Source organism: Rhizobium sp. RM (genome assembly GCF_013390595.1).
In the GTDB taxonomy this organism is placed as follows: Bacteria; Pseudomonadota; Alphaproteobacteria; order Rhizobiales; family Rhizobiaceae; genus Agrobacterium.
On the sequence record NZ_JACAWV010000016.1, the window covers coordinates 95,156 to 106,346 of the forward strand.

At 57.4% G+C, this 11,191-nt stretch carries 11 protein-coding genes; 7 read left to right on the plus strand and 4 right to left on the minus strand.

What is annotated here, in order from left to right; translation table 11 throughout:
- Nucleotides 1–4: 4 nt before the first annotated feature.
- The 3 genes from HWX89_RS14780 to HWX89_RS14790 are packed head-to-tail and all read right to left on the minus strand — an operon-like array spanning nt 5 to nt 2,869.
- Nucleotides 5–934: an ABC transporter permease gene (locus HWX89_RS14780; protein WP_138791417.1), complete on the minus strand. Its 930-nt coding sequence runs from the start codon at nt 932–934 to the stop codon at nt 5–7.
- Nucleotides 931–2,046, minus strand: coding sequence for an ABC transporter ATP-binding protein (locus HWX89_RS14785; RefSeq protein WP_138791416.1), 1,116 nt, complete (start codon nt 2,044–2,046; stop codon nt 931–933). Before HWX89_RS14785 ends, HWX89_RS14780 begins: the two co-directional genes overlap by 4 nt.
- 34 nt (nt 2,047–2,080) lie before the next feature.
- Nucleotides 2,081–2,869: a GntR family transcriptional regulator gene (locus HWX89_RS14790; protein WP_246705182.1), complete on the minus strand. Its 789-nt coding sequence runs from the start codon at nt 2,867–2,869 to the stop codon at nt 2,081–2,083.
- A 190-nt stretch (nt 2,870–3,059) separates the two neighbouring features.
- On the opposite strand from HWX89_RS14790, the gene HWX89_RS14795 reads away from it, so the two are divergent.
- Nucleotides 3,060–3,770: a ribonuclease activity regulator RraA gene (locus tag HWX89_RS14795; protein WP_178340777.1), complete on the plus strand. Its 711-nt coding sequence runs from the start codon at nt 3,060–3,062 to the stop codon at nt 3,768–3,770.
- A gap of 15 nt (nt 3,771–3,785) precedes the next feature.
- On the opposite strand, the gene HWX89_RS14800 is transcribed toward HWX89_RS14795, so the two are convergent.
- On the minus strand, nt 3,786–4,826 hold the full coding sequence (locus tag HWX89_RS14800; RefSeq protein ID WP_138793761.1) for a saccharopine dehydrogenase NADP-binding domain-containing protein: 1,041 nt from the start codon (nt 4,824–4,826) through the stop codon (nt 3,786–3,788).
- 79 nt (nt 4,827–4,905) lie between these two features.
- Between HWX89_RS14800 and HWX89_RS14805 the strand changes: the two genes are divergently transcribed.
- The 6 genes from HWX89_RS14805 (at nt 4,906) to HWX89_RS14830 (ending at nt 11,174) form a co-directional block, all read left to right on the plus strand.
- Nucleotides 4,906–5,241 (plus strand): winged helix-turn-helix transcriptional regulator, encoded by a 336-nt coding sequence (locus HWX89_RS14805; protein WP_138793762.1) that lies wholly within the window; start codon nt 4,906–4,908, stop codon nt 5,239–5,241.
- A 383-nt stretch (nt 5,242–5,624) separates the two neighbouring features.
- Nucleotides 5,625–6,905 carry an MFS transporter gene (locus HWX89_RS14810; RefSeq protein ID WP_138793763.1) on the plus strand — a complete coding sequence of 427 codons (1,281 nt, stop codon included), beginning with the start codon at nt 5,625–5,627 and terminating at the stop codon, nt 6,903–6,905.
- A gap of 367 nt (nt 6,906–7,272) precedes the next feature.
- Nucleotides 7,273–8,169 (plus strand): Bug family tripartite tricarboxylate transporter substrate binding protein, encoded by an 897-nt coding sequence (locus HWX89_RS14815; protein ID WP_138793773.1) that lies wholly within the window; start codon nt 7,273–7,275, stop codon nt 8,167–8,169.
- 52 nt (nt 8,170–8,221) lie between these two features.
- Nucleotides 8,222–8,695, plus strand: a complete 474-nt coding sequence (locus tag HWX89_RS14820) for a tripartite tricarboxylate transporter TctB family protein (protein WP_138793764.1) — start codon at nt 8,222–8,224, stop codon at nt 8,693–8,695.
- An 8-nt stretch (nt 8,696–8,703) separates the two neighbouring features.
- Entirely contained in the window at nt 8,704–10,203 is a 1,500-nt protein-coding gene (locus tag HWX89_RS14825) for a tripartite tricarboxylate transporter permease (RefSeq protein ID WP_138793765.1), read from the plus strand.
- Between the two features lie 86 nt (nt 10,204–10,289).
- Nucleotides 10,290–11,174: a GntR family transcriptional regulator gene (locus tag HWX89_RS14830; protein WP_138793766.1), complete on the plus strand. Its 885-nt coding sequence runs from the start codon at nt 10,290–10,292 to the stop codon at nt 11,172–11,174.
- Nucleotides 11,175–11,191: the final 17 nt, after the last annotated feature.

The window sequence follows — 11,191 nt, forward strand, 5'->3', positions numbered from 1 at the left end:
CTCCTCACCAAAGCGATGTCGACGAGACTCTTCGGCTGATGCGGTTTGCCGAATAGACCAGGACGAAAGCGATCACCGCATTGAACAGGCCGGCAGCCGTGGCCAGGTCGTACTGGGTGCCCTGCAGGCCGGTGCGGTAGATGAAGGTCGAAACGACGTCTGCCGTCTCGTAGGTGGAAGGGCGATAGAGAAGGATTATGTATTCGAAACCGACCTCGACCAGGTTGCCGATACGGATAATCAGCATGATGACGATCGTGGGCAGAATGCAGGGCAGCGTGATCCGCCACATCATCTGCCAGCGTGACGCCCCATCGACCCGTGCGGATTCATATAGGGTTGGGCTGACACCGGCGATTGCTGCCAGATAGACGATCGATTCAAACCCCGATTCCTTCCAGACCGACGAGCCGATGAACACGGGTCGGAACCATTCGGGTTGAGTGAGGAAGTATATCGGTTCAAGCCCGATGCCCTTCAGCAGAAGATTGACGATGCCGATGGAGGGCGAGAGGAAGTTGATGACGATGCCTGCAACGATCACCACAGATATGAAGTGGGGAAGGTAAACGATCGTCTGGGCCCAGCGTTTGCCGATTTCGCTCTGAACTTCGTTGAACATCAGGGCCAGAATGATCGGGACCGGAAATGCGAAGATCAGACCGAGGCCACTGATGGTGATGGTGTTCCAGAAGGCACGGACGAACATGTCGTTCTGGAAAAGCTCGATGAAGTTGGCAAAGCCGACGAAGGGACTTTTCTCGATGCCACGGAAGATCGAAAAGTCCTGAAAGGCGATGATAAGGCCATACATCGGTTTGTAGAGAAAGAGCGCAAACCAGATGGCCATGGGTGCAAGCAGCAAATAGAGCTGCCAGTCGCGGCGCACATCTTCCCAGAGATCGTGGAGCGACTCCTGAAGATACTGTTTCATGACTTTGCCCCGCTGGTGGTCTTGAGAGACCGGCCGCTCGCGGCGTCGAAGACATGGATGCGTGCCGTATCGATTCCGAGCCGGGTAACGCCGTTGAGGGCGTGCTCGGCATAAAGCGTCTCTGCCTTGGCGATGAAGGACTGGCCATTGGCCTTGCCGTGCAACAGTGCCTCGGCACCGAGAGGCTCAACGAGGTCGATGCTGCAATTGAGCATTTCCTGCCCATCGCCGACTTCAACGGACATGATTTCCGGCCTGATGCCGAGTTTCACCGACTGGCCCGGCGTCGCGTTCCGGGCAAAGGCCTCGGGGATTGTCAGGCTTTGTGCCACGTCACCCGAGATAACGGCCTGTGCGCGGCCATCCTGCTTGTCGATCGTCGCGTCGAAAAGGTTCATGGGTGGCGAGCCGATGAAGCTGGCCACAAATGTGTTAGCCGGCTCAAGAAAGACTTCCATCGGCGACCCGACCTGCTCGATATTGCCGCGGTTCATGATGACGATGCGGTCCGCCAGCGTCATCGCTTCGACTTGGTCGTGTGTCACGTAGACGCTGGTCGCCTGCATGCGCTTGTGCAGTTGCTTGATTTCGGCACGCATGTGGGTGCGCAATTTGGCATCAAGATTGGAGAGGGGCTCATCGAAGAGGAAAATCTTGGGGCGGCGAACGATCGCACGGCCCATGGCAACACGTTGGCGTTGGCCACCGGAAAGATCGGCAGGCTTGCGCCCCAGATACTCAGTCAGGCTGAGGATCTGTGCTGCTTCGGCAACGGCCTTGTCGATCACATCCTTTTTTTCACCCCGGACACGCAGGCCGAAGGCGATGTTTTCGGCGACGTTCAGATGCGGATAGAGCGCATAGTTCTGGAACACCATGGCGACATCGCGGTCTTTCGGAGCGATCTTGTTAACGACCCGACCGTCGATGGATACGGTGCCGTCGGAGATATCTTCCAGCCCGGCAAGCATGCGCAGTGTGGTGGATTTTCCGCATCCCGATGGCCCGACGAGCACAACGAATTCCTGCGGCTGAATGGAAAGATTGATGCCATGGACGACTTCGAGAGCGCCGTAACGCTTGACGACATCGTTGATTTGAACTGCAGACATGAAAGGCCCCTCCTCAAAAGCCTTGAATGTTCCGTCAGGCGGGGGCCTTGGCTCCTCGTGGCACACGCTTCCTCGTGACGCGTGTGTTGACCTGCTCGATGAAGGTCCAGATTTTGGGGTTCTTGGAGAGTTCCGCGATCTTGGATTCCAGTGATCCGAGATGACGCTGAATGGCTTCGTGTGCCGCCTCGACATTGCCGGATTCGATCGCGTTTACGATCGCTTCGTGCTCCTCGATCACCTTCTCAGTGCGGCGAACTGCAAACACCCGCTTCAGGTGTCGCATACGGTCCATTTCGCCCTTGGCCTGGTTGACGACGCTCCAGGCGCCGGGCAGCCGGGCTGCGGCAAAGATCGTACGGTGAAACTCTTCATCCAGCAGGAAGAAGTCGGTGAACTCTTCATCGTCGGCTGCGATGCGCTGCTGAGAAAGACATGTTTTCAGCCGGGCAATGTCTTCAAGCGAATGCCGCTTGGTTGCCTCGATGACGGCGCCTTCTTCGAGCTTGAATCGGATGAAGCAGGCTTCCATGTAACGCTGCACATCGATCGGCGAAATATAGGTGCCGCCTTGTGGCACGACGGTAACGAAACCTTCTTCGGCCAGGCGAATGATCGCTTCGCGCACCGGTGTCTTGCTGACATGCAGGAGCGCCGCGATTTCCTTCTCAGAAAGCGCTCGTCCTGGAAGCAGCTTCACCTCGACAATCAGTTTGCGAAGGAGCGCATGCACCCGGCTGGTCATGTTTCCATCTTCGGGCAAATCGCGTGGGGTCACGAGATCAGAGAGCGGCAGCGATGGAAATTCGATTGCGTTAGACATATCAATTACCAAACTGAGATATCAGAATAGAACTTGACATATCTGTTGTTTTTTTGAGAGTCAAGCGCATCACGGCAGCTGCGTGAGTGATTTCCATGGAAGATCATTCTGACCGGTGCTGATTTTGGCCTCAGCCTGGAGGGCAGAGACCGCGAAGTTGCATGCGTAAAACACACATCGAGGAGGAACGATGAAATCCGAAACCCGTGACAAGCTGATGGGTGTATCCGTCGCCACGCTCTGCTCGGCGCTCTACAAGCGCGGACTGAAAAACCAGACGATCCAGGACGTTCGGCCGGTGCGGCCGAAGGGCCGCAACATGGTCGGCCCCGCCTTCACCTTGCGCTATATGCCGGCGCGGGAGGATCGCAATCCGATGACGGTGTTCCGTGATCCGAAACACCCGCAACGCCATGCGATCGAAACCTGCCCGGAAGGCCATGTGCTGGTCATGGATAGCCGCAAGGATGCCCGTGCGGCTTCAGCCGGCGATATTCTCATTACCCGCCTGATGGTGCGCGGTGGGGCAGGGGTGGTCACCGATGGTGGTTTTCGTGATGCCATGACGATCGGCGAACTGGATATACCCGCCTATCATCACCGGCCATCCAGCCCGACCAATCTGACGCTGCATGAAGCGATCGATATCAACGTGCCGATCGGCTGCGGCGATGTTGCGGTGTTTCCGGGCGATATCATGGTGGGCGACGACGACAGCGTGATCGTCATTCCGGCGGAAATCGCCGACGAGATTGCCGATGAAGCGGTCGACATGACAGCCTATGAGGATTTCGTCGTCGAAAGGGTCAAGGAAGGGCACACCATCATCGGGCTCTATCCGGCGACGGAGGAGAACAATCTCGCGCTCTTTGCCAAATGGCGGGAAGCAAACGGGCGGTGAGCTGTCATTGGCCGCCTATCGGCGCGTCAATTGCTCATCGATCCCGGTAACGAAAACGCCTTCAGCCGCAAGGTGGTGGGCATATCGCTCGATCGAAAAGACCTGATCGATATGCCATATGCCTGCTGGAATGGAGGTATCGACCAAAAGACGCGCCGTCTCTGCCGCCATCAATGCCGTGATCGCGGCCTCCTTCCTTCCCTCGAGGCGGATCGACCGCTGAAACCCTATGCCGTTTCGTGTTCCTTCCACGGCAACATAGAGCGCGGCGCGATCAGAGCCGAGCCGGAAACGCATCATGCAATTTCTGGTCAGATCGCGCAGACGTGGACGACTGGCAACCAAGGGAAGCAGGCGAAACAGCAATCTGCTGATGGCGGGGCTATCGAATGTCATGAGCGAACGCACGTCACCGATACCAAGTGTTCGGCGAACAACATGCTGATCGGCAAAATCGAAGGGTATCGCCGGATAGTTTCGCCCGTCTCGATCGAACGGCAGATTTTCAATGCGCGCGGATTTGAAGTTTCGAAGCGTCCAGTCAATGGCTGCAGGCCCGTGGCTATCGCCGATGCCCAGAAGAATGCCGATGCGGGCTTGCGGGACAAAATCCAGTTTTTCGGCACAGGCCTTCACCATGAGATTTGTAAGCCCGGGTGCCAGCCCAACAGACAGGAGCGCTCTGCCACCGTGCGCCTTCGTGGTTTGGAGCTGTTCGACCTTCTGGAAGAACATGTCATCCGCGGTGATGTCGATTAGGGCAAGGCCACGATTTAAAACGTATTCGACGAAACGTGTGTCTATCTGGTCTATGCATACGATGACGATTGTGATGCCCGTAAGTGCGGCGTTCCAGCTTTCGGGCTTCCCCAAATCGATCTGTTCGGCGTCACATCGGAGGTTTGCCGCGACAGCCTTCGCCTTCGTTTTGTTTCGCCCGGCGATCCGGACATCGAAACGGCTATCGCCGCTTAGACGGCGCGCGATCTGTTGTCCAACATGACCGTATCCGCCGACAACGAGAATGCCCGGCCTATTCTGACTGATTTTTTCCATCTGACCTTGTGCCTATGCGCGTGCCGCCGAAAACACTATGTTCCGGCGAATCGATTGATCCGCCTGGCAGACAAAGCAGATGGCCTCTGAACTATCCAAACGGGAAGAACCGGCAATTCCGACCAGTCCGTCCCAATGTCCTGTCGAGGATTGGCTGACGTTTCTTGGACACAAGTGGAGCGCGTTGATCCTGTGGCGTCTCTCGGATCGGGACCATGGCTTTTCGGATCTGATGGACGCTCTGCCCGGTATCACTGCGAAGGTGCTGACGGATCGTCTTGCGGGCTTTGTCGAAAGAGGGTTGATCGTGCGCTCGTCCGCGTCAACCTTTCCGCGCCGAACAACCTACGCCCTGACCGACATGGGACGAGAGGTCTCTGCTATGCTGCAGAAGGTTTACGACTGGGCGCTTTGAGGCGGAGTTTCGGCATCAGGAATTGCGTTCGCTCCCGCTTTAGCGCCTCGGGATTTTCAGCTTGATGCTGCCCGGTTGTTGAGGGCGGAGATCGAGATGGCGAAAGGACGCAATTTGGCCATCATGATGTCGCTTTCAGGCAGGAAGTCTGGTCGTATTCAGACGAAACAAGCGTCGAATTTTGAACATTCAAGACAGCCTCTTGCGGAGGGTCTGTCGGAACCAGCTTTGGATTGATTGCTGTGTAAAAAGCCAGATATCAGTGCGCTGACAACCGTGTCGATGACGCGGGACAGTCGCCGGCGGCCTTTCGGGTCGTTACGGCAAGGTGACAGGCCTAAATCGGCGTCGCCATCTTCCAAAAACAAAAAATTGAGAACTCCATGTCTAGGCAAATCCTGGCAACGGTGATGGCGCCGCTTCTCGGCCTCTTCATCCTCAGCGTTGGCAACAGCTTCCTGTCTTCCGTCACCACCTTGCGTCTTGACGCCGGTGGCGCTTCGCCGACGATGATTGGCATCGTGTCCTCCGCCTATTTCGTTGGTCTGACGATCGGCGCAATGTTTCATGACCGCCTGATTGTGCGGATTGGCCACATTCGCGCCTATGGCAGTTTCGCGTCGCTTGGTGTGGTCTGCATCCTCATGCAGGTTCTGTCGAATGACTGGATGGTCTGGCTATTTGCCAGGTTGATATACGGCTGGACCACCGTCGGTGTCTTTCTGGTCATTGAAAGCTGGCTGCTGCTGGCATCGGACCAGAGTGTTCGTGGTCGGTTTCTGGCCCTCTATATGATCGCTTTCTATGGCGCAGGCGCTCTCGGTCAGGCGCTTCTCGGCACGGTCGGTGGTCTCGGAGACGCAGCCCCTTTCATCGTTGCAGCCATGCTCGCAGCGTTGTCGGTGTTGCCCATCGTTATTCTGCCGCGGGAAATGCCGACGATGGAGCGGGTAGAGGCGCTCAAGCCTTTGCAACTATTTCAAATGTCGCCGAGCGGCGTGGTCGGCTGTTTTGGGTCGGGGATCGCGATCGCAGCCGTCTACACACTGTTTCCGCTCTATCTGCAGAACATCGGCCTGCAGGTGGATGAGATCGGGAAGATGATGGCCTACGTCATTCTAGGGGCCATGGTGTTGCAATATCCAGTCGGGCGATGGTCCGACAAGCAGGATCGTCGCGTGGTTCTCATCACTCTCGCGGCCCTGTGTCTGGCGCTCTGCGCGGCTGTTCTTTGGCTTCCCCATGATACGACGACGCTGATGATCACGCTCTTCCTGCTGGGTGGCGGTATCTTTGCGATCTATCCTGTTTCCGTCAGTTTCTCTGCAGACCGCGCTTCGGTGGATTCTCTTGTGCCGATGATCCAGGGAATGCTTCTCGTCAATTCGATCGGCTCGGCAATCAGCCCGATCACAATTTCCGCCGCGATGAGCCGCTTCGGGGCGCCAGGGCTGTTCTGGTCGCTTGCACTCCTCAATCTCCTGCTGATGCTGTTCTTCATATGGCGTCGTGGCGCCCGGCCGGAGTCCACGCCGGTCGCGCCCTTCGCGCCTGCGACAGCGATGTCGCCGACGGGTGCGGAAATTCGCGTCACCGACGAAATGGTCCAGGGTGTCCTGGATCATGACCGAGCGGACGAGATGTCGCCGGCCCAGCAGTCCTGACGGCTTCCTAAAGCGGTTCAGTCGACCATTCGTTACGGTCGGCTGAGCGCGGCTTCCTCGCGCAAACGGGAACCGGTAACCGGCACGCCCCCTGAATCCGTCGGTCCTGTTTCTGGCCCGACCAGCCATCCGGTGACCACCAATCTGATCCTGATTGTCACAGGGGAGGTCAGCGTACAGTTCGTTACGAGATGAAAATTTCGTCCAGCCATATTTACTTTTATCATTATATAATGCAGTTTTTCCTTATTGCGGTCCGGGAGGCGGGCCTATTGCAACAGGGAGGAACGTTGCAGTGTTTAAATTCAAAAAACTGATTCTGGCAGCCGCGACTGGCATAGCACTCGTATCGGCGAGCGGAGCCTCGATGGCCGAAAGCCTCGAGTTGAACATCATGGCTCCGGCGGGTGCTGGTGGTGGCTGGGACTCTGCAGCGCGCTCATTGCAGGAGGTGATGATGGCAACCGGGGCGGCCAAGAGTGTGCAGGTTGTCAACGTACCCGGTGCGGGTGGCACTGTGGGGCTTGCTCAATTCATCGGATCTGCCAAAGGAAGTTCGAACCAGTTGCTGGTTGCAGGCATTACCCTTGTCGGTGCCAGCATCTCCAATAACTCCCCGGTCGACCTGACGAAGGTAACTCCTGTTGCGCGTCTGACAGGCGATCCGCTGGTCATCGTTGTTCCCAAGGATTCGCCAATCAAGACGATGGCTGATCTGCAGGCTCAGATCAAAACCGATGTGGCGAAGACGATCTGGGTGGGTGGTTCTGCCGGCGGCGCCGACCATATTCTCGCAGCGCTCGTCACGAAGGCTGCCGGCGCGGATCCCGCGCAGGTCAACTATGTCGCTTACTCCGGTGGTGGTGAATCGCTCGCAGCGATGTTGGGCGGGCAGGCGACTGCCGGTGTTTCAGGTTATGGCGAATGGCAGGGGCAGATTGAATCAGGTGATCTGCGAGCGCTGGCGATTTCCTATCCCGAACCCATTGAGGGTATCGAAGCCAAGCCGCTGAAGGCGCAAGGGCTCGACATCGAACTCGTGAACTGGCGCGGCATCTTTGCAGGTCCCGGCGTTGAAGGCCCGGATCTCGATGCGCTCAAAGCCGCGGTCGAAAAGACGGTCAAATCGGAGCAATGGAAGACGGTCCTCAAAACCCGTGGTTGGGCGGACTATTACGCACCATCCAATGAGTTTCAGTCCTTTATCAGTTCCGAGACGCAACGTGTCCGTGACGTCCTGAAGTCCATCGGGCTTGCGAACTAGGCCTGGCAGGCGGGAAGCGGCCTCAGGTCGCTTTCCGCAGATGAGGAAAATCATGTCATCCAGAACACCTTCCATAGCGAACCGTCCCGCAGCGGTTGTCGCCATCATCCTGCTCGCAATCTCTGCCATAACCTATTGGGACGCCACCCAGATGAAGGTGCGGGCAACGTACGGCATGGGCGCCAATGCTGCATCGTATTTTGTGGCGCTGCTATTTCTCGTTCTTGCGCTCGGGCATTTTATCAGCGCCTTCAAGCCTGCCGATATCGACGAGGAAGCCGTCGACTGGAAGGCGGTTGGCTGGGTCGGTCTGGCGCTTGCCGGACTGATCGGCTCAGTCTGGTCTGGTGGTGGCTTTATCCTCGGATCGACCCTGCTTTTTGCTTTTACGGCAAGAGGTTTCGGGCGCCGCGCGTTTTTCAAGGACATCTGTCTTGGCGCCTTTATTGGCCTTCTGATTTTCCTGATGTTCAACAAGTTGCTGACGCTCGCGCTGCCGCAAGGCCCGCTTGAGCGATTGTTCTGAGGCCAGCCATGGATTCCATCCTCTTTCTTCTTCAGGGTTTTGCGACCGCGATCGAGCCCGCCAATCTGATCTATGCGGCTGTCGGCGTCATCATCGGAACCGCGGTTGGCGTTCTTCCGGGAATCGGGCCGGCGCTGACGGTTGCGTTGCTGCTGCCTGTGACCTTCAAACTGGACCCCGGCGGGTCGATCATCATGTTCGCCGGGATTTATTACGGCGGCATGTATGGTGGCTCGACCACCGCAATCCTGCTGAACACGCCGGGCGAAAGTGCATCGGTGGTGACCGCGCTCGAGGGCAATCAGATGGCCCGCTCTGGTCGCGGCGGGCCCGCGCTGGCGACGGCGGCGATCGGTTCTTTCGTCGCCGCATTGATTGCGACGGTGGGGCTCGCCTTCCTTGCGCCAATACTGGTCAAGATCGCCGTGAAATTCGGTCCCTGGGATTATTTCGGTCTGATGCTGATCGCCTTTGTCACGGTATCTGCAACCTTTGGTTCATCGCCGTTGAGGGGCCTCACCAGCCTAGCCTTCGGTCTGTGGCTCGGCCTGATGGGCATCGACCAGCTCACCGGTCAGGCCCGTCTGACATTCGGCATCCCGGAACTGCTCGATGGTGTCGAAGTCACGACGCTTGCCGTTGGTTTGTTTGCAATCGGCGAAGCGCTGCTTGTTGCCTCCCGACATCTGTATAAGCCAGAAAAGCCGATGCCCGTGAAAGGCTCGATCTGGATGACAAGGGAAGACTGGAGCCGCTCGTGGAAACCGTGGTTGCGTGGGACCGTCATTGGATTTCCGATCGGTGCGCTACCGGCCGGCGGGGCTGAAATCCCGACATTCCTGAGCTACAATGTCGAGCGGAAACTGACCAGGAAACCCGAGGAATTCGGACGCGGCGCGATTGAAGGCGTGGCTGGTCCGGAAGCTGCCAACAATGCCTCTGCCGCAGGCACACTCGTTCCGTTGCTGACGCTTGGACTTCCAACCTCCGCCACCGCAGCGGTTATGTTGGCAGGATTCCAGCAGTATAATATCCAGCCGGGCCCGCTTCTTTTTACCCAGCACGCGGATCTTGTCTGGGGTCTGGTTGCGAGCCTGTTCATTGCCAACGTCATGCTGCTTGTTCTGAACCTGCCCTTGGTGGGGCTCTGGGTCAGGCTGCTGGCCATCCCGCTGCCATGGCTCTATGCGGGCATCCTCGTCTTTGCCTCAATGGGAACGATTGCCGCAAATCCATCGGTTGTCGAGCTTCTCTTGCTGACCGGTTTTGGTGTCGTCGGTTTTCTGATGAGGAAGTTTGACTATCCCATCGCTCCGGCTGTCGTCGGACTGATCCTCGGTCCTCTGGCAGACAGCGCATTGCGGCGCTCCATGCAGATGAGCCTCGGCGACCCGATGATCCTGCTCCAGCATCCGAGTTCCGCGATCATGATCGCCATCGCAATTATCGCTCTGGTCGCCCCGTTCGTCTTCCGTGGACTTTCGAAGTTCCAGCAGGACGAGGATTGATAGGGATCGGCGGCCGACAAGGTTGCCGACTGTTGCGCCTGTCGTGGCAATGATACAAGAACGGAGTTCACCAACGAGCAGGTTCAATGGCGCGTAAAAGCCTCACTCCACAGATCACCGGAAGCATCGTCGATTACGTCAGGGCGAATGAGTTGGCGAAAGGCGATCATCTGCCCTTGCAGATGCTCGCTGACGCTTTCCGGGTATCCCGTGCGCCGATCATGAGCGCCCTGAAACATCTCGAGACGCAAGGCGTTGTCAGGGCAGAATCGAACCGAGGCTATTTTCTTGCCATTGACCATAAGGATCTCGACCTAGCAGAACCTTCGGGCGGCGCCGACGATGAGGGCGATGATCCCGTCTATTTCCGCATCGCGGAAGATCGGCTTTCCGGCAAGCTGGAGGATCGTGTCAGCGAAAACGAGCTGATGCGCTTTTATGATGTGCCGAGAACCAGGTTGTTGCGTGTGCTCAGGCGGATATCCGAAGAGGGCTGGATGGAGCGCCTTCCCGGCAATGGCTGGATGTTCACTCCGGCTTTGACGTCAAAAAAGAGCTATGAGGACGGCTATGCGTTTCGCGCTGTTGTGGAACAGCAGGCAATGCTACTGCCAAGCTTCGAGCTTAATCTGGAAGGCGTAAAGCGGGCGCGTGATGTCCAGATGCGGTTGCGCGATGGCGGTTTCGAAACCTGGTCGCGCGCGGAAATCTTTCGGGCTAACAACGAATTCCACGAGATGCTGGTTGCCTGCTCGCAAAATGAGTTTTTCCTGGAATCGATCAAGCGTATCAATCGGCTTCGCCGCCTGATCGAATACCACATCACGATCGACAGAAGCCGCCTTCCCCGACAGACGGTGGAGCATCTGCAAATCCTCGACTTGCTTGAAGACGGGCGTCGCAACGAAGCAGCGGCCTTTCTCTATACCCACATCATGGGTGCCGGTCGCATCAAGTCTCCCAAGGTTTGATCGCCTCGGCACTCCCT

Excerpts from the sequence above, each read along its gene's own strand:
- HWX89_RS14780 (WP_138791417.1), bottom strand. The coding sequence starts at position 934 with ATGAAACAGTATCTTCAGGAGTCGCTCCACGATCTCTGGGAAGATGTG.
- HWX89_RS14785 (WP_138791416.1), bottom strand. The coding sequence starts at position 2,046 with ATGTCTGCAGTTCAAATCAACGATGTCGTCAAGCGTTACGGCGCTCTC.
- HWX89_RS14790 (WP_246705182.1), bottom strand. The coding sequence starts at position 2,869 with ATGTCTAACGCAATCGAATTTCCATCGCTGCCGCTCTCTGATCTCGTG.
- HWX89_RS14795 (WP_178340777.1), top strand. The coding sequence starts at position 3,060 with ATGAAATCCGAAACCCGTGACAAGCTGATGGGTGTATCCGTCGCCACG.
- HWX89_RS14800 (WP_138793761.1), bottom strand. The coding sequence starts at position 4,826 with ATGGAAAAAATCAGTCAGAATAGGCCGGGCATTCTCGTTGTCGGCGGA.
- HWX89_RS14805 (WP_138793762.1), top strand. The coding sequence starts at position 4,906 with ATGGCCTCTGAACTATCCAAACGGGAAGAACCGGCAATTCCGACCAGT.
- HWX89_RS14810 (WP_138793763.1), top strand. The coding sequence starts at position 5,625 with ATGTCTAGGCAAATCCTGGCAACGGTGATGGCGCCGCTTCTCGGCCTC.
- HWX89_RS14815 (WP_138793773.1), top strand. The coding sequence starts at position 7,273 with ATGGCCGAAAGCCTCGAGTTGAACATCATGGCTCCGGCGGGTGCTGGT.
- HWX89_RS14820 (WP_138793764.1), top strand. The coding sequence starts at position 8,222 with ATGTCATCCAGAACACCTTCCATAGCGAACCGTCCCGCAGCGGTTGTC.
- HWX89_RS14825 (WP_138793765.1), top strand. The coding sequence starts at position 8,704 with ATGGATTCCATCCTCTTTCTTCTTCAGGGTTTTGCGACCGCGATCGAG.
- HWX89_RS14830 (WP_138793766.1), top strand. The coding sequence starts at position 10,290 with ATGGCGCGTAAAAGCCTCACTCCACAGATCACCGGAAGCATCGTCGAT.